We start from the raw sequence: 22,667 nt of genomic DNA, 5'->3' as shown, positions 1-22,667 counted from the left end.
TATTATGCTTTTTAATCAAGATATTTTTTTACTCTTAAATATAGTTAAGATTTTTGTATTGACGGCCACAGCTTTTGTAATAGCTATGGCCTTAACCCCCCTTCTAACCCATTTTTTATATAAATATAAGCTCTGGCGCAAAGAAGCAAGAGAAAAAACAATTACCGGCGAAGAAGCTCCTGTCTTTTTAAAACTTCATAAAGAACGAGAAACAAAAGTTCCTCGGCTTGGAGGGCTTTTAATCTGGGTAACCTGTCTTTTAATGGCAGTTTCATTTTTTGCAATTTCCAGATTTTTTGACAATTTTTGGGCTCAGAAGTTGAATTTCTTATCTCGTCCCGAAACCTGGCTGCCTCTGTTTACCTTGGTTACGGCCTCTATTCTGGGTTTCTTTGATGATATTTTTCAAGTTTTTGGCAAGGGAAAATATGTCGCTGGAGGGATCACTTTTACTAAACGGCTCTTGCTGGTTATCTTTATTGGCTTGATAGGGGCTTGGTGGTTTTACTTTAAACTTGGTTGGGACACTCTTCATATTCCTTTTGTAGGAGATATTACTATCGGACTCTGGTACATTCCTCTTTTTATTATTGTTATATTGGCTTCCTGGTCTGGCGGAGTGATTGATGGCTTAGATGGTTTGGCTGGAGGAGTTTTTGCTTCAATTTTCGGTGCTTTTTCGCTTATTGCTTTTGCTCAAGGGAAATTCGATTTAGCTGCTTTCTCGGCAGTAATCGCGGGCGCTATTTTTGCTTTTTTGTGGTTCAATATCCCTCCTGCCAGATTTTATATGGGAGAAACCGGAATGTTGGGGTTAACTACTACCTTGGCTGTGGTGGCCTTCTTAACAGATTCGGTGCTTGTTTTACCGATCATTGGAGGACTTTTAGTTTTAGAATCTGGCTCTGTAATTTTACAGCTTTTATCTAAGAAATTTCGGAAGAAAAAAATCTGGCTTTGCACTCCAATTCATCATCACTTTGAAGCCAAGGGCTGGCCTCCTTATAAAGTAACAATGCGGTTTTGGATTATTGGGGTAGTTCTGGCTATTATGGGAGTTACTGTTCGTTTGCTCGGTTAGCTCCTCAAATATCCCGGACAATTCGTTCAACGGACGGATGTCTCACCTGATCCACGGCAGGGCAGGTTTAAAAGGATACGCAAGAGTCCCGGCAAGGTACTACACCAGCAGGGCTCTTTTCGTTTTTAAAACCTATTTTTTGTTGAAAATTTATGTTATCTTGTAATTAGAATGAAGCTAAGTGATTTCAAAGGAAAAAAAGCGACAGTGATGGGATTAGGAATTATTGGCGGAGGAGTGGGAACGGTGAAATTCTTAGTGAAGGCCGAAGCCAAGGTTCTGGTTACTGATTTAAAGACAAGAAAAGAGCTGGAAAGCTCTTTAAAAAAAATAAAAGGGTTGCCTGCAAAATTGGTTTTAGGGAAACACAGACCCAGAGACTTTGTCGAAGTTGACTTAATCATCAAAAATCCGGGTGTACCAGACGATTCCCCTTATCTCAAAATTGCCAAAAAAAATAACATTCCAATAGAAACTGATATTGGCATCTTTTTTAAACTTTGTTCGGCTCCCATTATTGGGGTTACCGGCACCAAAGGCAAATCGACAGTTGTTACTTTAATCTACCGACTTCTAAAGAGTAAATATCCAAATATTATTTTGGCTGGCAATATCGGGACTTCACCCCTTGAGTCTTTAGAAAAGATAACTAATAAAAGCAAGGTAGTTCTTGAGCTTTCAAGTTGGCAGTTAGAAGGGCTAAAAAAACACAGAAAAAGCCCGAAAGTAGCCTTAATTACCAATATTTATCCTGATCATTTGAATCGGCATAAGAGCTTTGAAAATTATATCAATTCAAAAAAAATAATTTTCCTTTTTCAAAAGCCAAAAGATATTCTTCTTTTGAATTATGATAATTTAACTGTTAGGAAATTTTCTAAATTGGCGAAATCAAAAGTTGATTATTTCTCAAAAAGAAAAATATCTAAAGATTTAAAAAAAACTATTGGAAATTTAAATATCAAAGGAGAACATAATATTTCCAATATTTTAGCTGCCTTGTCGGTAGCTAAAATATATAAAATTCCCTTAAAGAATATCAAAAAAGTATTAAAAAGTTTCAAAGGAATTTCAGGCAGAGAGGAATTTATTGCCCGGGTTCAAGGAGTAAGATATTTCAACGATACCACAGCCACCATACCAGAGGCCGTAGTTTTAACGCTTAGAATGCTCTCCGAAAGATTTCCTAAATCAAAAATTATCTTGATTGCCGGCGGTCAGGATAAAAAACTGAACTATAAAAACTTAGCTAAAGAAATTTTAAAAAGAGTAGATCATTTAATTCTTCTTCCCGGAACAGCTTCTTTTAAAATTAAAAAAGAACTTAAGGCTTTAGAAACAGCGAAGAAATCTTCGTTATCAATTACTCCAAAAGTCGACTCGATGAAAAAAGCAGTAAAGACAGCTTCGAAGACAGCCGATAGGGGAGACATAATACTTTTGTCACCTGCTGCAGCCAGTTTTAATTTTTTTAATAACGAATTTGACCGGGGAGAACAATTCAATAAAGCCGTAAGAAAATTATGAAAACTCATCCACCCGACTATCCTTTAATCGGCACACTAGCCATTTTAATAAGTCTGGGCGTTCTAATTTTAGTTAGTGTTTCGGCTGTTCTTTCTCAAGAAAAGTTTGATTACCCGACCTATTATTGGTTTCATCAGATAAGTTATGGTTTAATCCCAGGATTAATTTTGGCTTTTTTAGCTTTTAAAATCCCACTATCTTTTCTTAAAAAATGGGCTTTTACTCTATTCATAATAAATTTAATAATTCTGGGATTGGTTTTTGCTCCTAAAATTGGTCTTCAGGCGGGAGGAGCATCTCGCTGGATTAATCTAGGGCCTCTTTCTCTTCAACCGGCTGAATTTTTGAAAGTTAGCTTTATTCTTTATTTAGCTGCTTGGTTCTCCAGCATAGCTAATCCTTCCGCTTTTCGACAAAGAAAACAAAAAGAATTTAATATAATATTGGGAGCTTTTCTGGTTATAATCGGAATTCTAAGCATATTTTTAATTTTTCAGCCCAATATTGGAACTTTAGGAATAATCTTTGCGGTTGCTCTCTTGATGTATTTTGCCGCAGGGACCCCCCTTTGGCATACAGCTCTTATAATCTCAATGGGCATAGGATTACTTTTTGCCTTAATAAAAATCGCCCCCTATAGATTGTCGCGCTTTTTGGTCTTTGTTAACCCAGAAATTGATCCTTTAGGAAAAGGTTATCAGATAAAACAAGCGCTGATCGCAATAGGATCAGGAGGAATTTTCGGTCTAGGGTTGGGTCTTTCCCGTCAGAAATTTGGTTTTTTACCTCAATCAATTGGAGATTCAATCTTTGCCATATTTGCTGAAGAGGGGGGATTTATCGGGGTCATCATTTTGATTTCTCTTTTTCTGTTTTTTGTCTGGCGAGGATTTAAGATTTTAAAAAAAGCTCCAGATAAATTTTCTCAACTAGCCGCCTTAGGTATTGTTTCTTGGATTAGTATTCAGGCTTTCGTGAACATGGGAGCAATGATAGGCATTCTGCCCTTAACCGGCATTCCTTTGCCGTTTGTCAGTTATGGTGGTTCACACTTAATAGCTGAATTAATTGGAGTAGGGATATTGTTAAATATTTCGAAAAACACATGATTACTCGGCAACGAAGTCTCAAAGTACCGAACTACAACTCCAAATCGCTTTCGCGATTTGGAGACCACACGAGGCCTCCAAAATTGCGAAGCAATTTTGGAGTAATAAAAGCTACTTTGAGAACTTGTTGCCTCGTTCATCCTCTATTCGTATATTCGTATTAATTAACCCTCCGGGGAGTCGCTCAATGCGACAGCGTAATTCGTAGGAATTTATGAAGATACTTTTTACCGGGGGCGGGACTGGTGGCCATATTTTTCCAATAATAGCTGTTGCCCGAGAAATAAAAAAACTTCAGATCTCCGCTCCCGAACAATCTAAAACAAAACTAAAATTATTTTATATTGGCCCAAGAGACCCTTTTGGGGAAATTTTCCTTTCTCAAGAAGGAATTAAGATAAAATCAATCTATGCTGGAAAATTTAGAAGATATCTTGATGCAGATGCTTTGGTCCAAAACTTTATAGATATTTTCTTTAAAATTCCAATAGGCATCTTTCAGTCTTTTTTCTATATTTTCTTTTTATCTCCAGACCTTATTTTCAGTAAAGGCGGCTATGGATCTTTGCCCCCTGTTTTGACGAGTTGGATTCTAGGAGTCCCAATTTTTCTTCACGAATCAGACGTAATTCCCGGTCTCTCTAATAGGATTTTAAGCCGGTTTTCCTCATTAATTTTCGTTTCTTTCCCGAAAACCGAGTATTTCCCGCTTTCAAAAACAGCCTTAGTAAGCAATCCGATAAGAAGAGAACTTTTAGATGGTTCTGTAAATGAAGCTAAAAAAGTTTTTAAACTAAGGGCAGAAAAAAACAGGCCTTTAATTTTAATTTTGGGTGGAAGCCAGGGAGCCCGGCGAATTAATGATTTGGTTTTGAATATTTTGCCTCAACTTCTAAATGATTTTGAAATTATTCATCAATGCGGCGACAAAAATTTCAAACAGGTTCGGGCTGAAGCTAATATTGTGATAAAAAAAGAACAACAAGAATATTATCATCTCTATCCTTTCTTAAGAGAAGGAGAAATAAAACATGCTTACAAAGCCTGTGATTTGGTAATCTGCAGATCAGGGTCAAGTAGTATCTTTGAGATATCGGCCTTCGGAAAACCCAGTATCTTAGTTCCTTTACCAGAAGCTGCCCAGAATCATCAGGCCAAGAACGCTCAAGTCTATGCCAAAACAGGAGCAACTTTAATAATCGAAGAGGCCAATTTAACTCCCCATTTTTTTCTTGATAGATTAAATTCTTTATTCTCTCATCCAGAAAATTTAGAAAAAATGAAAGAAGAAGCGATAAGATTTTCTCGGCCAGAAGCTGCAAAAAAAATTGCTCAAAGTATCGTTAGTTATTTATTGGGTTGAAAATGAAACTATGCCTGAAAAAAGTTTAGAAAATGAAATCCGGGTAAGATTCGCTCCGGCTCCCACAGGATTTTTACATATTGGGGGAGCTAAAACCGCTCTTTTTAATTATCTTTTTGCGAAAAAGAATAAAGGCAGTTTTATTCTAAGGATTGAAGATACAGATTTCGCAAAATCAAATCCCAGATTTGAAAAAGAGATTTTGGACAGTTTGAAATGGTTGGGCATTGAATGGTCAGAGGGACCCTACCGCCAGTCAGAAAGGCTGGACATTTATGCCAAATACTTAGAGGAACTTTTAAAAGAAGAAAAAGCTTACCATTGTTTCTGTTCGGAAGAAGAGTTAGAGGCTCAAAGGCAATATCGAATGTCGATTGGCCAGCCCCCACTATACGATGGAAAATGCCGTCAATTGACTGGAAAAGAAACAAAGAAGTATTTAGCCGAAGGCAAAAAATCTGTTATTCGGTTTAAAGTGCCGGTTAAGAAAATTGTCTTTCAAGATCTTATCCGCGGGCAGATAGAATTTGATTCTGGTTTAATTGGAGATTTTATTATCGCAAAAGATTTATCTCACCCTTTGTATAATTTTGTTGTAGTGGTTGATGACTACGAAATGAAAATAACTTATATCATTAGAGGTGAAGATCTTCTGCCCAACACACCAAAACAGATTCTGCTTCAAGGGGCTTTAAATTTTTCTCAGCCAAAATATGTTCATTTACCATTAATTCTTGGGCCCGACAGAGCTAAATTAAGCAAGAGACATGGAGCAGTGGCTGTTACAGAATATAGAAAAGAAGGGTATCTGCCCGAAACCCTGGTTAATTTTATGGCTTTCTTGGGTTGGAATCCGGGAATTGAGAGAGAAATTTATTCAATGCAGTCTCTGATTAAAGAATTTTCGCTTGAGAAATGTCAAAAAGGAGGGGCAATTTTTAATATCAAAAGATTGGATTTTCTAAATGGATTTTATATCCGCCAAAAATCTATTGAAAGATTAACTAAAATCTGCCTGCCTTATTTAATTGAGGCTGGGTTTATTAAGGCACTAAAAAATAATCCTGGTAATCCGGGCAGTCCGGATAATCCGGAAAAATTAAAACTTTTTGAAGAAAAAAAACCAAAATATAAAATTAAAGAGACAGGAGAGATTATTGAGTTAAATTATCTGGAAAAAATTATTGCTATTTATCAAGAAAGACTGAAAAAAATATCAGAAATTGTAGATTTTACTAGCTTTTTCTTTAAAGATAAATTAGAATATCAAAAAGGTCTTTTAAGGTGGAAAGAAGCATCGGATAAAGAAATAAGAAAATCCCTTGATAAATTAGAGAAGATAATATCTAAAATTAAAACAGAAGACTGGGATAAAGAAAATTTAGAAAAGCAAATTATGCCGGAAGCAGAGAAGGCGGGGGACAGGGGATACATGCTCTGGCCTTTCAGAGTAGCTTTAACCGGTAAAGAGGCTTCGGCGTCTCCCTTTGAGATTGCCGAGGTTTTAGGAAAAGAAAAAACTCTAAAAAGAATAATCAGAGCACATAATATATTATGTGCTTGACCGAGCGCCGAAGCACATAACTAACATTTTATGTGCTTGGTGCTTTGGAAGAAGCAAAAAAATTAATAAATAGAAAATAATGAATAAAGAACAAAGAATAATCAATAATGAGTCTCGCTCCCCGTTCCTTGTTTTTTGTTTTTTGTTTTTTGTTTTTAGTTTACTCCTGCCAAGTTTCGCTTTGGCTCAAGACGTAAAGCAGTCGCCGAAGGTGCCAGAGACTTTTGAGGAAGTTTGGTCTTTTGTTAAAAAAATCATTGAACCTTTACCAAGGGCCGTAAAGGGAGTTTGGCAGCAAGCTGTAGAGATTTGGCAAAGAATGGCGAATTGGTTCATAGACATCTGGGATTCTAAAATCTGGCCCAAGGTTGATTGGATATGGCAAAAGATTTTTGGTATTTTTAATAAAGAAGTGGAAAAAAGAAAAGAAGCAATACCCAGGGAGTTAGAAAAAGAAAAGCAGGAAATAAAAGAAGAAGTTTCCAAAGCCGGCAAAAACTTCTGGGAAAGACTAAAAGGCTGGATAAGGAAATAAAGGGTTTCTTAAATTTGCCCTCCCAAATTCGCCGCAGAGGCGAACTTAGGCGGGCTTGACTTATTTATTGAGGTTGTTAAGATATAAAATCATAGGCAGGAGGGTCTGTACCTTCCTAATTGAATAGAGAGTAGCTGCGAAAAAGGCGAACAAGGAAAGGAGAGAACGATGGGAGAAGATATTCGGCTTCTGTCAACCGTTGGTTCGGTTTACTTTTTTATTAGACAAAAAAATCAAAAAGGAGAAGAACCAACAGTTTCTCAGATTGGCGATGCCTTGGGTTTGACCAGACGAACTGTCTGGGGATTTTTTGACCATACATGTCTCTTAATTCAAGGGGAATATATATCTTTTGAAAAAATAGGTAGAAAACACTATCACTCTGCCAGCCGTAACCCTTTAGATATTATACAAAATGCAGACAATAATTCTCCCGAACGCCAATTTTTCACCACAGAAGGTTTCACTCTGCTTTATATTATAAAAAACCCTGGCTGTACCATAAAAGATATTGCCGAAGCAAGATACTTAACCAGAAGGTCTGTTTGGGGAATGGTGGGTAATCTTCGGAGAGCAAATTTGATTCGCATAGAAAAAGAAGGAAGGACACATCGCTACTTTTTTAACGCTAATCAAGATCTTATCTCTAGATTAGAAGAGGAAACGTTAAGAGCGGTGAATCATTGAAAAACCAATCTTTTTATAGCCTCTGGCTTATGCCAAGAGGCCTTTTTGTTTGTTTCTTGGCCCCCCACCAGTCCCAGCCAAGGCATGATGAATTTAAAAAAGCCATAAGGCGAAGCCGCCTATCGGCTTAAGTCGTTGTAAGTTCAATAGACTAACCTAGGATTGGTGGTGGGGTTGACTAAAAATGTAGAAGAGCTATAATTAACTTGGGAGAGAGAAGGTGGTTCTTGACCTCCCTCTTCACGCGGAGAGAGAGCTATCACCTTCACCCAAGGTGCCACGGGAACGCACGTGACCTGCTGTGTTCCCCCCATAACCCTGCCACTTTCTCTCTCCTACTAGTTCTTTTAAGAATGATTGCAGGAAAGGAGGTAAACCGAATTGATAAATGTTTTCAAGAAAATCATAGAACTGATTAGGAAGGATCCATGTCTTCTTCACCTTCCTTTGCTTGCAACTCTTTATGCAGAAGCTCCGGTTGGAGAACAGCCGGAAGACGCACAAGGGCACATTGCTCAAGAGCTCATCATAAGATGAGCTCTTACTATTTTTGCTCCGTCTCTAACGCGGGTTTTTTGTTTCCAAAGAAATGTTTTGCCTCCACATAAAATGTTTTTCGGGCTTTTTATATTGACAATCGTCCAGATTAAAGATAAATTGAATGCGGATGGGGTTGGAAGGTCAAGGAATCGAATAGGCAGTAAGGTTTATCCGTGGCGACCAACCAACTTCATCCTTTCAAACCCCTGAACGAGATTTTTCTCTACTACGGGACAAGGAAATCAGTACATTCCCAACTTGGAGGTGGAGAATATGACGGCAATAAGGAATATATTGAAGGCTATTACAACGTTTTTAAAGAACTGGCGCGGAAAACCTTGCATAATGTGTAACGGTACAGGTAGATTAAATGTAAGCTGCGAACGCAGCGGCGTGCCTGATAATTGTCCTGAATGTATCTTTAGCCAATGTGTGTATTGCGATGGATTAGGAAAGATAAAGTACAGTATTTACATCCCTTGGAGTAATGGTCTGGGCAGCTATTTTTGTCTATGAATAGTACCTTAGTTAATTTTGCGTTTTAAAACTCGCCATTCCGGCGAGCTTTTTTTTGTCCCATTGAACAAATTCGTCTTTTTCTAAAAATAGGAGAAGAGCAAGAAAAAACCCAGCGTGACGCACGCTGGGGTAAAAAATCAACCATTAATTGCACGAAGCTTATCTCGATTTTATCTTCTTTACCAAGTCAATCCAGATTTTTTTGAGGTTCCTGGTTATCGCTTTCACATCCTCTTTTTTAATCTTTTTCGCCTTGGTATAAGAATTGACCATCGTTTCCACAATATCTTCATATTTTCCTTGAGTTAGCTTCTTGGTTCTTCCGGCCTGTCGAATTATCTCCTTCTCCATCTTTTGGGCAATATTTTTCAGATCCTTCCTTAGTTTTTTGCCAGCCTTGGGAGCTAACAGCATTCCGGCAAGCACACCCAAAATCGCGGCTGCCAATATTTTTTTGCCTGTTCCTTTTTTTGTGGTTTTTTGGACTGTCATATTGTTAATATTTATATTTATTATTTTCTTTTTTTTCTGCCGATTATTGTCTTTTTAAGCATTGCTATTAGAGCTGTAATTAAACCTGCAAATTGCTCACTTTTTTCGCGAAATCGGTAGGTTATTTTTGAAATATCTCTAAGGATTTTAATTAAATAGTAAAATGTGACACAGATAAATATTGCGATAATCAAGAAAGAGATGGAACCTATAATATCAAAAATAGTTTCTATTGTCATTTTTGTCTTCCGTTTTAATTATAGGAAAAATATATAAAAAAGCAAGTAAAAATCCAGGATAAGGCTATATGAAAAAGCGTACAATCTATGCCAGATGTATGGGCTTCTAGCATCTATGGATTATATGATATTATAAGGTTGCTTTATAGTCCACGCGCAAAATAATTAAATAATATGCTGATTGACGACGTCAAAATTAGGGTGAAAGCTGGTGACGGCGGCAGGGGGGCCGTGGCTTTCAGTAAGGTTAAAATGACTCTCGGGCCTACCGGTGGGGACGGCGGTCGGGGAGGCAGTGTTTATCTTGAAGGGGTTTCTGATCTAAGTGTTTTGAATCAATTTCGCTACAAAAAAGAACTGTCAGCTGAAAATGGGGAAAACGGCAAAAAGGGATTCAACGACGGCGCAGACGGTAAAGACCTTTTCTTAAAGGTACCCGTGGGTACGGTCATTCATAATTTGTTCTTGAAACAGGATTCAGAAATTGTTTTTGTAGGGCAGCGTTCATTGATGGCTGAAGGCGGCAAAGGAGGGCGGGGCAACTTTAAATTTAGATCATCTATTAATACGACTCCCAGGGAATTTGAAGAAGGTTCTTTGGGGCAGGAATACGAATTGAGATTGGAATTGAAGATGATAGCTGATGTTGGGTTTGTCGGCTTGCCGAATGTCGGTAAATCCAGTTTATTAAACGAGCTGACCAAGGCTAAAAGTAAAGTGGCTAATTATCTTTTTACGACCCTGAATCCCAACTTGGGAGTTTATTACGGGCTCGTTTTGGCTGACGTCCCGGGCCTTATTGAGGGAGCTTCTTTAGGCAAGGGTTTAGGCATTAAATTCCTTCGGCACATTGAAAGAACAAAAATCCTTTTCCATTTTATTTCGTCTGAATCCCAAGATCCTTTGGCAGACTACAAAACCATCAGGAATGAACTTGAGGTTTACAATAAGGAGCTTTTATTAAAGCCGGAATACGTTTTTCTGACCAAAACCGACTTACTGCCCGAAAAAGACATTAAAAAGAAAATGGCCCTCCTCAAAAAAACAGGAAAAGAAGTGCTGGCTGTCTCTATAATAGACGAAAAAAGCCTGAAATTAGTTGAGGGAGTATTGCGGGAAATAATCAGGCAAAAGCAGGTACATTAAAAATACGTGTTGCTGTTTTGGTCGGTACGATAATTTCGTGCCGTTTTTTTTAGTTTCTGTCCTGTGAGCGTATCGGGGAAATAAAAAAGCCTCCTGACGAGTGTCGGGAGGACCTTGAGCCGGATTGCGGTTTATATCGGATTAATTAAAAGAACTTCTACCAAGAACCTATAAAGTAATTAGGTCAAAGATTACGATGGCTACCCTTGGGAGTTATCGGCACCCCTTGAGGGTTTGGTTTATTTTCGCATTTTGGACAATAAGGAACCATTTCATATTCGCACTGACCGTGTCCAGAAAGTGGAGTCGGACCATCCCAAACAGGATGAGCTATTTTTTCGCCTAAAATTTCTGTGCCACAGGTATGTGTATAGCACTTGTCTGGCTTTCTAGTACTCTCGGTTAGCACCAACCATTTTCCATCTTTGACTTGTCCACTTTGCCGTTTGTTTTCGGTTGTCTCTGCCACCTTTTTAACCTCCTTGAAAGTGCTGTCCTTCCTCTACGATTTTATATCATAACAACCTCAATAAATAAGTCAAGCCCGCCTAAGTTCGCCTCTGCGGCGAATTTGGGAGGGCAAGCCCAATAACTCCTTTTGAAAACAAAAAGGTCTCTGAGCGAGACCTTGAAGAAGGATTGAATAGTAAGTAAAGAACTAGAAATTATTTATTCGTCGGGTTCTTCTTCGGTTTCTATTAGTATGTCAATCTTTGCTATATTCCCTTTAGGAACAAGAACTGTCCCTACATTTTCTAGGGTGACAACAAGATCCTCACCCCCCTCATCAACCGCTCTCTCGACGCCTTGTAAAACTGCGCCGCCGCATAATAAAATCTCGTTCGCCATTACTACCTCCTTGTCGTTATGGCGACAAATGTACTATTTAATTCGATATTATTACATTTCTAGTTATTTGTCAAACAAAAACCCATCTAAAAGATAGGTAGAAAGTAAAAGGGCCACCGTTGTTGTTATGGGTGACCCTATAGGTGAGGACATAAGTCCTCGAAAAGTGCTGTGCCGAACAGATGGCAGGTATACGCGCGGATGATCTGGTTGATCTAGTGCGCCCAAGCTGGCCGGCGCCTGCGACAGCTCCACCATCTTGGGCTATTGGCGAACGTCTCCTTTCATCTGTCCAGCAAGCTGACCACCTTTTCAGATGAACAATTTGCTGAATAGCTGACAACATTTTTTCAAAAAGAACGAATATCAGTCAATAATAGCATTATACTCCCATACTTTGAATTTGTCAAGTTTTTCACGAGGGGCAACAACTCTCGGGCATTAAATCCTTGCCTCCATCTCAAACTTAAGCCAATGGTTCGATAGGCTTACCACCCTGAGCGGAGTCGAGAGATTAGCAGACCATTATCCATGGCTTCTTAGGTTACAAACGGCGAGCTACTATTGGTCATTAAGAACAAAAAAAGCCAAGTCGTATTGGTGACTCAGCTTAAAGCTGGACCAGCCATGGTCTCCCTTTACGGTTTTCGCGCACAAAATCCAGAAGCAAACTTTCTCTGAACAACTTTTTTGTTCTTCTTATGCTTGCTTCACGAGAAATTGGAACTCCCATTTTTATTCCATAAAAGAATAATTCTGTTAGATCTTCATCTACAAAAACTTGAATGCCTTGCTTGTGGGCAAACTTGGCAATTTTTTCTACGCAATCAGAAAAATGGAATCCGCTAACAATCAATTCATCAATTGGGCCAGGACATAATTCAAGAATGTCGTTTTCTTTGGGATATGTTTGATTATCACAATGATCAGCGAATGTTACTCCACAGGCCTCTATAGTATAGCTTTCTTCAAGTGAAAAAATATCCCACTTCTGAGAAAGGTCAGGTTCTTTTTTTTCGCTTGGTTTAGAAAAAAATACACAAACTACTTGGAACCCTGGATATCTTTCTCGCACAATCTTTTTATAGAGGGCAGCAAATTTTTTCTTTACGTCGGGCGGTTCTTCGCCAATGAAAACATCTATGTAGGGCTGGATTAGATAAAGCAACAAGAGGTATTTCACTTTTCTTACCCCCTTTTCGGTCTAAGCTGTAAAGGTGCTATGTTTGGATTTTTAGCCTATCATGTTAAATAAAAGAATTCAAGCCCGAGGCAAGCCGGAAAACAAAAAGGCCTCTTAGCGTGAGCCAGAGGCTTATATATCGAATCGGGATTGCCTGTTTAAGAATCTTTCTATTTTCGCCAGTCAACACCCCGTTCTTTTAGAATCTCATTCAGGATGTGTTCATTGGAGTCAATGGGAGGAGCCTCAAAGAATGAATCTGAAAGTTCTTCCTCGTTGGTTGACCTAAGAACAGCCAGTCTATTTTCTTCTATCGCACATTTCATTTCCACCAACTTCTCTGTAGGCAGTTCAGATAGCTCTTTCTTTTTGGCATGATGTTTTTTTACTCTTTCTATCTGATGGGGAAATCCACTGTAGGTAAAATGCAAAATTGTTCTAAGTTCTTTTTCAGACTCAAGTAATCTTTCAATCTCGGGGTCAGTTAGATTGATTGGGTTACCAAATAGTAACATCCATAATTCTTTAAGGCGGGTTTTCTTTTCTATTTCCGATGGGCTTTGAGCCATCTTTGATTCCCTTCTTCTTGGGAATGTGCTGTTTATTGCTACTTAACCATATTACATCCTTAATGATTTGTCAAAAAAAAGGCCACCGATGTTGTTGTTGGTGGTGGCCCTGCGATGTGGGACATACGTCCCAAAGAGCTTGTCGTAGAAAGAACTGTAAAGAGTTGATAGGAGAGAGAAAGTGACCAATGACCAGAGGGAGGTCATTCGTCCCAGGCCGCCCCAGCCTGGGTTGTTCGCGAAGGTAAAAGCGACCACCTCCTCTCTCCTGAGTTAATGATAATTCTTCTACAGCTTTAGTCAACCCCCCACCACTTTTTTAGGTTTGAGATAGAATGTAAACATAAAAGATAAAAAGTGGTAGGGGATCAAGAGAAAAACAAAAAAGGCCTCTGGCTTGCGCCTGAGGATATGAACGAAAGCTCTCTAATCGGTTACGACGGAACAGTGTCGAATTCCTCACTACAATCGCCGCAGAAATATGGCTTTTCATTCTCTGTTATTTTTTCAACAGCCAGTTCTGGTGTCGGACTTTGCATCAAAATGGCAACTATACCCACGAGCTTTTTTCGGTCAATAATGTCTCCTCCACAGTGTGGGCACTTTCCTACTACTTCGCTTCCTTTCATTGTTTTTACCTCCGTTGTATAAGGGCTATCTATTGATATCTAACCATATTATATTTTTAGTGATTTGTCAACGGTTGCACGTCGTTAAAGCCCTAATAATTTTTTAGCTTGTTCCCGCTATGGTATTTTTTGTGGATTTGTCGGTAGACAGATATCGATAGGCGGGGTGGGGAAGGAATTTGATTTTTTCCAAAAATAGGGCTATTTTGAGTTGACAAATAACTAAGGATGTAATATAATTAAAAATCGTTAATTAGTTCATTCATTCCTAAATAAGGAGGGGAAACGTGGACAGAATCGACCTAACCGAAATTTCAGAAGAGATGAAAGCCGCAGAAAAACTGGCAGCAACCAACAATATTGCTTTGAGTCTTTCTGATCTTCAAGTTGTAACGTTCGGCGATCCCTTTGGAATACCAAGCGATCTTTGTAACCGTGAGGTCTCGATCGTAACTCCAAAGGGAAGATTTATTTTTCTTCAAAGAGAAAGATTTCTTCAAAGAGGATCCCTATTTATCTGGGTTTCAGAACAGCTAACTTTTGAGCCAACAGAAGGTCAACGGCAAGTTCTACAAGGAGAAGATCTTCAAAAACTTTTGAACTAAGAGACATATTCTGTACAAGCCTCGGCTCAGCAGAGCATCGAGGCCTTTTTGTTTACCCTGAGTTTATCGAAGGGTTTGACAAATAACTAAGGTTGTAATAGAGTTAAGCAGTTCTTCGTTAGTTCGTTCCAAACTAGGAAATGAGGACAATGGATCAAAGTATAGAGAAGAGAAGTATCGCCCTAAGAATTATTTTTTTTGTGGTTGTTATGAGTATGTTAAATATCTTTTTTGGTTCCATTTTCTTGCATTTTATTATGGCAGTTAGTATGTGGATAGCCTCGTTCACCTTTTGGTTGCAAGAAGGCAAGAGAACCTTCATTTTACTATATGTATTATTATCGTTTTTTATAACGATTACAATTTTTACGACGGGGTATTAAAGAACCTTCACATACAATACAAGGTTTTTTTGTTCTTTCCATAGCCTCAGGCACCAGCCAGAGGCCTTTTTGTTTTGACAAAAAACTAAGGATGTAATAGGGTGAAGTATCAAATAGCTCTTATACAACCTGTGGAGGTGAAAACAATGGCAAAAAGAACAACAAGTGCAATAGTTCTAAGTGCTCGTCGTTCTGCCAGAAGAAGAAGCGGAACACACTCGATTTCAGCTTTCGTTGAGACTATTCGTAGAGTAGACCCAAAAATGGAAAAGGAAAGGGGAAATAAAACAAGAATCGTAGGAGAAGTTCGGCTTAGAGGCTCCATAGCAACAGAAAAAGCACCAAGGGTAGCACGATTAGTAGAAGAAGAATACTATTACAGACTATTGATAGGGAATAAATCAAAAATGAGTTTTGGCGGATGGCCATCTCGACACCTTACTATTTGCAAAGAGGAGCTTCCTGCACTAAAAGAACTTTTCGCAGCCCTCTAATCAAGAATTCCTTAGCCTCAGGCACCAGCCAGAGGCCTTTTTTGTTTCCCTGATACGTATAATCATGATGTGCGTCGCATAACGCATCTTGTGCGACATTTCAAGAAAATGTCGACAAATGTCGACAAATGTCGAGTATTTAGATCTTTGATAAATAGACAAAATAATCCAAAAGTGGCAAAATTAAGGTAGATTAATTAAAATAACCTTATGAAAACTAAATCTTTAAATACATCTTTCCTTAGAGCAAACAAAGCAAAGAAAGACGAGTTTTATACGCAGCTTTCTGATATTGAAAAAGAGGCGAAGCACTACAAGGACCAATTCCGTGGTAAAGTTGTGTACTGTAACTGCGATGATCCGTTCGAGAGCAACTTCTTTAAGTATTTTGCTGCTAATTTCAACGCGCTGGGGTTAACAAAACTCATCACTACGAGTTATGTTAAATCGCCGATTGCCGGCGGGCAATTGCCACTGTTTGAGGTGGAAGGACTAAAGCCGACGGGCAAGGAGCCGTTCAAAATCGAAATCAAAGAAGTGTCGGATATCGACGGCGATGGTGCGGTAAACCTCGACGATGTAAAGTATTTACTAAAGCACGACAAAAACACCGCAACCCCCTTAAATAGAGAAGGTGATTTTCGAAGCGATGAGTGCACAGAACTGCTCAAACGAGCTGATATAGTGGTAACAAACCCCCCGTTTTCACTATTTCGTGAATACGTTGAGCAACTTATGGAATACAACAGAAAGTTTTTGATCCTTGGTAATCAAAACGCCATTACGTACAAAGAAATTTTCAAACTAATTAAAGAAAATAGGTTATGGCTTGGATATGACAATGGCGGCACAAAGTGGTTTCAAGTTCCCGAGAACTATGACATACAAACTGAGTCGAGAATAAAAATTGAAGATGGTGTGAAATATTTTAGCATGGGCAATATCGCGTGGTTTACAAATCTTGATACAACAAAACGTCACGAAGAACTTACTTTGTATAAAAAGTACAGCTCAGAAGAATATCCCAAGTATGACGACTATGATGCTATCAATATAAATCGGTATGTTGATATTCCAATGGACTACAAAGGTGTAATGGGTGTTCCAATTACATTTGTTGATAAATATAATCCCAAGCAGTTTGAGATTATCGGCATAGACAGGTATGTCGAAGACAATCCAAATTACGGAAAAAGGTTTACGATAGACGGCAAAGAAATCTACGCGCGCATTTTAATTAAAAATAAAAAATAAAGAATTAGTATGAAAATTAAACTACACCAAATTTCAATACGCGAAGTGATCGAGGACTACAAAGACAGTGCCGAAGAAGGTGTTGTGGCTTATGGTGATAAACTCGATATTCGCCCAAAATATCAACGTGAATTTATCTATAACGATAAACAACGCAAAGAAGTTATCGAATCCATACGCAAGAATTTTCCACTCAATGTAATGTATTGGTTGAAAAACAAAAATTGTTTTGAGATGCTTGATGGTCAACAGCGCACCATTAGCATTGGGCAATATGTGAACGGAGATTTTTCACTGGATAATCTCTATTTCCACAACTTAACTGGCGAAGAAAAAAAACAGATTTTGGATTATAAGCTCATGATTTACATCTGCGAGGGCACAGACAAAGAACGCCTTGATTGGTTTAGAATTATCAATATCGCCGGTGAAAAACTGACCGACCAAGAACTGAGGAATGCAGTTTACACTGGACCATGGCTCTCCGACGCTAAATTAAAATTTAGCAAAACAAACTGCGCTGCGTATCTGCTGGCAAATGACGGTGGGCAATTAGTCAGCGGTAAACCAATCCGACAAGAATATTTGGAAACTGTTCTTTCGTGGATCAACTATGGAAAAATTGAAGATTACATGGCCAAACACCAACAATACATGAATGCCGACGAGCTGTGGGACTATTTCCAAAATGTAATAGCGTGGGTGAGGAAGACTTTCACGAATTATCGCAGAGAGATGAAGAGCGTGCAATGGGGTGAACCATACAATCAATTCAAAGACAAAAAACTAAGTGTCGATAAACTAGAAACCGAGATTGCTGAATTAATGCAAGATGAAGACGTAACGAAAAAACCAGGCATTTACCCTTATGTATTGACTAGACAAGAAAAATATCTCTCAATACGCGCGTTTACTGACAAAATGAAACGAGAGGCGTATGAGAGACAAAAAGGTGTCTGCACAAAATGCAAGAAGTATTTCGAAATAGAAGAAATGGAAGCTGACCACATAAAGCCTTGGCATGAAGGTGGAAAAACTATTTCAGAGAATTGCCAGATGTTGTGTAAACAAGACAATCGAACTAAATCTGGAAAATAAAATTATGGAAAATGAAGAAAATTAAATTACAGAAAATTGAACAGAGTAGAGGTCACTCATTAGGACGGTTTTTTGATTATGAAAAAATGTAAGTTTTATAAAAACGGTAATTGCGTAAATAATAACGATGGAATATGTCAAAAATATAAATCTAAAAATGACGGGTTGGCTTTGCGTTGTTCCGGTTATTGGTCAAAGGATAAAATTGAACATTTGAAATATTTCATTGATATTTTTTCGGGGGCGATGAAAAAGAAATGGCCAAAACTTTATTATATAGATTTATTTTCGGGCCCAGGAAAGTGTATTATTAGAGAGGGATTAAAAGAAATAGATGGAACCTGCCTAGAGGCAATAAATTTAAAGAATAAATTTACAAAATATTTTTTAATAGACAAAAATCCAGTCTGTATAAACAGCTTAAAACAAAGAGCAAAAGAAAAAAACAGTGTAGAATATTATAACGAAGACTGTAATTTGGCTATAGGAAACATTATAAAAAAATCTATTTCTGATAATTCTTTAAGTTTAGCCGTTATAGATCCCGACAGTTTGCAATTTCATTTCAGTTCTTACAAACAATTAGCAAAAAGGAAGATAGACTTAATAGTGAATTACCCAATAGCTTCTGTTGAAAGAGCGGTTTCTGCTGCCTTAATTAGAAAATTAAATTCTAAGAAATTAGATAAGTTCCATCCTGGATGGAAAGACATTGCTAATAAAAAAACCTGGGGAAATAGTAAAGAAATAAATATCAGAAATTTATGTAAGAATTATATCGATATGATAAAAGGTTTGGGTTATTTCTCGAGTCCGTCACTGGTCATATTTAAAAATATTAAAAACACCTCCTTATATTATTTAATTTTATTCAGTAAACACGAAAGGGGGATCGAATTCTGGGAGAAAAAAACCAAAGTCTTCAGGGCGAGAAATCCACAGAAGGCTCTTTTTGATATATAATAATAGTATGCAGAGAATCATTAGAAAATCTCTTTTATATAAAAGCGGGGTAGAATACGCTGATTATTGCATTAATCACGTTGAGGGATGTTCTCATGGGTGTACTTATCCTTGCTATGCAATGCTGATGAAAAAAAGGTGTGGGATCATTAAAAATTACAAAGAATGGATAAGACCTAAAATTGTTAGCAACGCCTTAGAATTATTAGATCTAGAAATTCCGAAATATAAAAAAGATATAAAATATGTCTACTTGTGTTTTTCGACAGACCCTTTTATGTATAAACAAAAAGAAGTAGTAGATCTTAGCTTAGAAATTATCAAAAGATTGAATGAAGACAATATAAAAGTGGTAACTATAAGTAAAGGTATATATCCTAAAATTTTGACTAAAAAAAATATTTACGGCAGGGATAATGAATACGGTTCGACTATAATCACTTTGTCTGAAAAATTCAGAAGAAGTAAAGAGCCATTCGCTGTGTCGATAGAAAAAAGAGTAAAAACCCTTAAGTTCTTACATAATAAAGGTTTGAAAACTTGGGTAAGTATGGAACCTTATCCTACGCCTAACCTTATTGAACAGGATCTAACCAAAATATTGGAAAAAATAGCTTTTGTCGATAAAATAGTTTTCGGTAGATGGAATTATAATGCCTTGACTACTTATTTTGATAGTTACAAAACATTCTACAATGATTGCGCCTACAGAGTTATAAAATTCTGCGAGGAGAAAGGGATAGAATATCACATAAAAGAAGGGACAGTTGATAGAAAATATTTCAGAAAGAGCGAAAACTACACGAATAGTTATAAGAAAGTGCTTTCAAATTACTGCCCGGCTTAGAAGAAAAAATCGAAGAATTAATTTAGAAATAAAATCATGAAAAAGCATATAGAAAGAATAAAAAAAGTTCCTTTAAGGGAAGTTTGGAAGAATGAAGCTAGAGATTTCACCTCTTGGCTTTTCGATAACATTGAAATTTTGGGAGAAGAATTAGATATGGATTTAACAGCCATTGACAGAGAAGGTGACGCGGGTTCTTTTTCTGTGGATATCATTGCAGAAGACGAAAACGGACAGAAAGTAGTTATAGAAAATCAATTAGAGAAAACAAACCATGAACATTTGGGTAAAATTTTAACTTATCTAGCAAATTTAGATGCAAAAATTGCTATCTGGATATCAAGTAACCCTAGGCAGGAGCACGAAAGAGCAATTGACTGGTTGAATGAATTTGGCCCAGAGACAGCTTTTTATTTAGTACAAATAGAAGCATACAAAATAGGAAATTCCAATCCGGCTGCCAAATTTTCCATTATCGCCGGGCCATCAGAAGGGTCTGAGACTATTGGTAAAAAGAAAAAGGAATATGCTAAAAGACACATTTTAAGAAAAGAATTTTGGACAGCACTTTTAGAAAAAGCTAAAGGAAAGACATCTTTACATTCAAATATTACTCCCGGTATTTATTCTTGGATTGGGACCGGTGCTGGCAAACAAGGGATAATTTACAGCTACGTAATAACAAAAAAATACGGTGGTTGTGAAATATATTTTGATAAAGGTAAGGATTATATAAAGCCAAATATTAATAAAATTCGTTTCGATAAATTATATAAACATAAGAATCAAATTGAAAAAAAGTTTAAGGGAAGACTAAATTGGGAAAGATTAGATAATGCTCGTGCGTCCCGAATTTCTATTAAATTTAAGGGGAAAGGATTGAACGATAAAGAAAATTGGGAGAAATTACAAGACAAAATGATTGATGCAATGATTCGTTTAGAGAGAGCTTTCAAAGAGTATATTCGACGTTTAGGCTAAAATAACTCAAATTTATGAAAATTGCTAAGTATAACTACAAATTCCCGCGGCTTACAAAAGAAGAATTTGAATTTTTTAAATGGAAGGATGTCAGTCTTTGGAAAAAATACAATGTAAATTGGACCATACAAAGGAAAATTGCTTCATCTTTAGAAGAATTGGCTGTTAAAAAGCTATTGGGATATGGCGGGTTTGAAAAAAATAAAGAAGAAGTCATTGAACATCACCTGAAGGCCTATAAATATAGCCCTTCTTTAGCATGTAGTCGTCCAGCCTTTAGAAAAGAAGCTGGTTTGAGTGTATAAATAACTAAAATTTAGCCTAAAAACGTCGCGCAAGGCACAAAAAGCGACAAATTCAGCTCAATATGCCACATCAATTTATGCAAATAAAATGTAAGAAGTGCGGAGAGTTTTATTGTCCTGTTTGTAAGGAAAAATGCCCAAAATGTGGTAAGGTTGATATTGCCGATGAAAAAACCATGAGAACCAGAGAACAAATGCGTTATCACATGAATCGTAAAAACTTGAAGAGTTAATTGATAGATAAAATTAAAATATAATTATATGGATGCAAAAAAACAATGGCGTGATAAAAAAGTATCTATAAGTGAACTAAGCTTGGATTTGCAAAATCCTCGGGTGCCAAAACACGTAAAAGAATTAAAAGATGTCAATCAAGTACGTAATTATCTTTTAGAAAAAGAAGGTGTAATGATGATAGCTAGAAGTATTGCTAATAATGGTTACCACAGGAGCGCTGTGGCTATTATTTGTGAAGAAAATGGGGAATCAATTGTATTAGATGGAAATAGGAGATTAGCTGCTTGTCAGTTGCTATTAAATCCTAAACTCGCCCCTGGTGCACGGAACAAAAAGGAATTAGAAGGTTTAGGTAAGATTCTTAATAAAAGACAACTTAAAAGTGTAAAGATTACTATTGCGCCCTCGCGTAAAGAAGCAGAAAAGGAAATTTGGGATATTCACGTAAACCAACTCTTAAAACCGTGGCAAGTTCTACAGAGATTAAGAATGTACAGAAATTTGATAGACGGGGGTGAATATACTGTTGATTCCGCCTCTAAGGAATATGGGACTACTACTGCAAAGTTTAAAGACGAGTTAGGCAAATTATATTTCTACGAATACATTTTAGACCAGGTTGAGGGCGCAAAAAAAGAAGAGGAGTTACTCAAAACAGGATTTAATACAATTGAAAGGTTAATTATAAGCGCAAACGGTAAAAAACTAATTGATTATTTAATCGACGATAAAGGGAATATCATCTTTAAAAATAGAAAAAATGCTGAAAGTAATCTGAAGAAATTACTCCCATATATTGTTGGAGAGAAAAAGATACCCGCACAAGCTACAAAAGATTATTTATTAGATAATGTATTTTCTAAAATAGATCCTATCAAGTTTCCTAAAACGAAGCTACGGAAAAAAAAGAAAAGCAAAAGAAGAAGTCCTAATATTCCAAGTCTAAAACTGAGAAGACGACGGAACTCAGTTAAGTATCCACTCCAAGAGGCGGTAGAGATAGTCGATCATGTTTTAATCCATTTTGATGCTGTTGCTGAACAATTGAAAGATAGATATAAGAATAGAGAAACATTGAATATGGGCGATGAATATGACGTACAAGATTTATTACACGCACTTTTAACTATGTTTTTTGATGATGTAGAGAATGAAGTATGGAATCCTTCAGACGGAGCTTCGCCATCAAGAGGCGATTTCTTGCTTCTTGATAACGGCACTATTATTGAAGTAAAAACAACTCTTAAAAGAAAAGGTGGCGACAAAAGCATAAGAAAAAATATCGAGAAAGAATTGAACGATGATTTAGTTAAGTACAGTAGACGTCCGGATTGTAAAAGAATCTATTTCTTTATCTATGATCCTGAAAAAAAGATTAAAAAACACTCTACCCTAGAAAGAGCATTTACCCACGATAGACTGAAGAACATCAAAGTATCTCTTATTATTAATAGAGGGTGATTTATAT

General features: G+C 37.1%; 24 protein-coding genes and 1 pseudogene. 18 read left to right on the top strand and 7 right to left on the bottom strand.

The window, feature by feature from the left end; translation table 11 throughout:
* The first annotated feature begins 4 nt into the window (after positions 1–4).
* The 8 genes from ENH66_02815 to ENH66_02780 all read left to right on the top strand — a co-directional run bounded on the left by ENH66_02815 (position 5) and on the right by ENH66_02780 (position 8,759).
* Positions 5–1,081, top strand: coding sequence for a hypothetical protein (locus ENH66_02815; protein HDZ54610.1), 1,077 nt, complete (start codon positions 5–7; stop codon positions 1,079–1,081).
* Positions 1,082–1,252: 171 nt separating this feature from the next.
* A complete protein-coding gene (murD, locus tag ENH66_02810; GenBank protein ID HDZ54609.1) occupies positions 1,253–2,608 on the top strand; it encodes a UDP-N-acetylmuramoyl-L-alanine--D-glutamate ligase in 1,356 nt (451 codons plus the stop codon).
* Positions 2,605–3,717 carry a putative lipid II flippase FtsW gene (gene ftsW / locus ENH66_02805; GenBank protein ID HDZ54608.1) on the top strand — a complete coding sequence of 371 codons (1,113 nt, stop codon included), beginning with the start codon at positions 2,605–2,607 and terminating at the stop codon, positions 3,715–3,717. The genes murD and ftsW overlap by 4 nt, the downstream gene beginning before the upstream one ends.
* Positions 3,718–3,931: 214 nt before the next feature.
* On the top strand, positions 3,932–5,080 hold the full coding sequence (gene murG, locus ENH66_02800) for an undecaprenyldiphospho-muramoylpentapeptide beta-N-acetylglucosaminyltransferase (GenBank protein ID HDZ54607.1): 1,149 nt from the start codon (positions 3,932–3,934) through the stop codon (positions 5,078–5,080).
* 10 nt (positions 5,081–5,090) lie between these two features.
* Positions 5,091–6,644 carry a glutamate--tRNA ligase gene (locus ENH66_02795; GenBank protein HDZ54606.1) on the top strand — a complete coding sequence of 518 codons (1,554 nt, stop codon included), beginning with the start codon at positions 5,091–5,093 and terminating at the stop codon, positions 6,642–6,644.
* Between the two features lie 79 nt (positions 6,645–6,723).
* Positions 6,724–7,179, top strand: coding sequence for a hypothetical protein (locus tag ENH66_02790; GenBank protein HDZ54605.1), 456 nt, complete (start codon positions 6,724–6,726; stop codon positions 7,177–7,179).
* A gap of 168 nt (positions 7,180–7,347) precedes the next feature.
* On the top strand, positions 7,348–7,866 hold the full coding sequence (locus tag ENH66_02785) for a MarR family transcriptional regulator (protein HDZ54604.1): 519 nt from the start codon (positions 7,348–7,350) through the stop codon (positions 7,864–7,866).
* 713 nt (positions 7,867–8,579) lie between these two features.
* Complete coding sequence (locus tag ENH66_02780; protein ID HDZ54603.1) at positions 8,580–8,759, top strand: hypothetical protein; 180 nt, start codon at positions 8,580–8,582, stop codon at positions 8,757–8,759.
* Between the two features lie 325 nt (positions 8,760–9,084).
* On the opposite strand, the gene ENH66_02775 is transcribed toward ENH66_02780, so the two are convergent.
* Together ENH66_02775 and ENH66_02770 are read right to left on the bottom strand one after the other, a co-directional pair.
* Positions 9,085–9,417: a YtxH domain-containing protein gene (locus tag ENH66_02775; GenBank protein ID HDZ54602.1), complete on the bottom strand. Its 333-nt coding sequence runs from the start codon at positions 9,415–9,417 to the stop codon at positions 9,085–9,087.
* A 20-nt stretch (positions 9,418–9,437) separates the two neighbouring features.
* Positions 9,438–9,656, bottom strand: coding sequence for a hypothetical protein (locus ENH66_02770; GenBank protein ID HDZ54601.1), 219 nt, complete (start codon positions 9,654–9,656; stop codon positions 9,438–9,440).
* Positions 9,657–9,830: 174 nt separating this feature from the next.
* On the opposite strand from ENH66_02770, the gene obgE reads away from it, so the two are divergent.
* A complete protein-coding gene (obgE, locus tag ENH66_02765) occupies positions 9,831–10,802 on the top strand; it encodes a GTPase ObgE (GenBank protein ID HDZ54600.1) in 972 nt (323 codons plus the stop codon).
* A gap of 184 nt (positions 10,803–10,986) precedes the next feature.
* On the opposite strand, the gene ENH66_02760 is transcribed toward obgE, so the two are convergent.
* The 5 genes from ENH66_02760 to ENH66_02740 all read right to left on the bottom strand — a co-directional run bounded on the left by ENH66_02760 (position 10,987) and on the right by ENH66_02740 (position 14,032).
* Positions 10,987–11,271, bottom strand: a complete 285-nt coding sequence (locus ENH66_02760) for a hypothetical protein (GenBank protein ID HDZ54599.1) — start codon at positions 11,269–11,271, stop codon at positions 10,987–10,989.
* Between the two features lie 200 nt (positions 11,272–11,471).
* On the bottom strand, positions 11,472–11,651 hold the full coding sequence (locus ENH66_02755; GenBank protein ID HDZ54598.1) for a hypothetical protein: 180 nt from the start codon (positions 11,649–11,651) through the stop codon (positions 11,472–11,474).
* Between the two features lie 610 nt (positions 11,652–12,261).
* On the bottom strand, positions 12,262–12,834 hold the full coding sequence (locus ENH66_02750; GenBank protein ID HDZ54597.1) for a hypothetical protein: 573 nt from the start codon (positions 12,832–12,834) through the stop codon (positions 12,262–12,264).
* Positions 12,835–13,004: 170 nt separating this feature from the next.
* Positions 13,005–13,403 carry a hypothetical protein gene (locus ENH66_02745; GenBank protein HDZ54596.1) on the bottom strand — a complete coding sequence of 133 codons (399 nt, stop codon included), beginning with the start codon at positions 13,401–13,403 and terminating at the stop codon, positions 13,005–13,007.
* A 434-nt stretch (positions 13,404–13,837) separates the two neighbouring features.
* A complete protein-coding gene (locus ENH66_02740; GenBank protein HDZ54595.1) occupies positions 13,838–14,032 on the bottom strand; it encodes a hypothetical protein in 195 nt (64 codons plus the stop codon).
* 287 nt (positions 14,033–14,319) lie between these two features.
* On the opposite strand from ENH66_02740, the gene ENH66_02735 reads away from it, so the two are divergent.
* From ENH66_02735 to ENH66_02695, 9 genes and pseudogenes are all read left to right on the top strand, one after another.
* Positions 14,320–14,637, top strand: coding sequence for a hypothetical protein (locus ENH66_02735; protein ID HDZ54594.1), 318 nt, complete (start codon positions 14,320–14,322; stop codon positions 14,635–14,637).
* Positions 14,638–15,166: 529 nt separating this feature from the next.
* Positions 15,167–15,514 (top strand): hypothetical protein, encoded by a 348-nt coding sequence (locus ENH66_02730; GenBank protein HDZ54593.1) that lies wholly within the window; start codon positions 15,167–15,169, stop codon positions 15,512–15,514.
* Between the two features lie 210 nt (positions 15,515–15,724).
* Positions 15,725–16,768, top strand: a complete 1,044-nt coding sequence (locus tag ENH66_02725; protein ID HDZ54592.1) for a modification methylase — start codon at positions 15,725–15,727, stop codon at positions 16,766–16,768.
* 9 nt (positions 16,769–16,777) lie between these two features.
* On the top strand, positions 16,778–17,866 hold the full coding sequence (locus ENH66_02720; protein HDZ54591.1) for a DUF262 domain-containing protein: 1,089 nt from the start codon (positions 16,778–16,780) through the stop codon (positions 17,864–17,866).
* 78 nt (positions 17,867–17,944) lie between these two features.
* Positions 17,945–18,829 carry a three-Cys-motif partner protein TcmP gene (tcmP, locus tag ENH66_02715; protein HDZ54590.1) on the top strand — a complete coding sequence of 295 codons (885 nt, stop codon included), beginning with the start codon at positions 17,945–17,947 and terminating at the stop codon, positions 18,827–18,829.
* 7 nt (positions 18,830–18,836) lie between these two features.
* Positions 18,837–19,598 (top strand): annotated as a pseudogene (locus ENH66_02710) (radical SAM protein).
* Between the two features lie 114 nt (positions 19,599–19,712).
* A complete protein-coding gene (locus ENH66_02705) occupies positions 19,713–20,657 on the top strand; it encodes a DUF4268 domain-containing protein (protein HDZ54589.1) in 945 nt (314 codons plus the stop codon).
* 14 nt (positions 20,658–20,671) lie between these two features.
* Positions 20,672–20,962 carry a hypothetical protein gene (locus tag ENH66_02700; protein HDZ54588.1) on the top strand — a complete coding sequence of 97 codons (291 nt, stop codon included), beginning with the start codon at positions 20,672–20,674 and terminating at the stop codon, positions 20,960–20,962.
* A 261-nt stretch (positions 20,963–21,223) separates the two neighbouring features.
* Positions 21,224–22,660, top strand: coding sequence for a hypothetical protein (locus ENH66_02695; protein ID HDZ54587.1), 1,437 nt, complete (start codon positions 21,224–21,226; stop codon positions 22,658–22,660).
* Positions 22,661–22,667 lie beyond the last annotated feature (7 nt).

This window comes from Candidatus Nealsonbacteria bacterium, assembly GCA_011050465.1.
Lineage (GTDB): Bacteria > Patescibacteriota > Minisyncoccia > Minisyncoccales > RBG-13-36-15 > RBG-13-36-15.
Note: the sequence above shows the minus strand (reverse complement) of the source record. Positions and strands in the feature narration are given on the sequence as shown.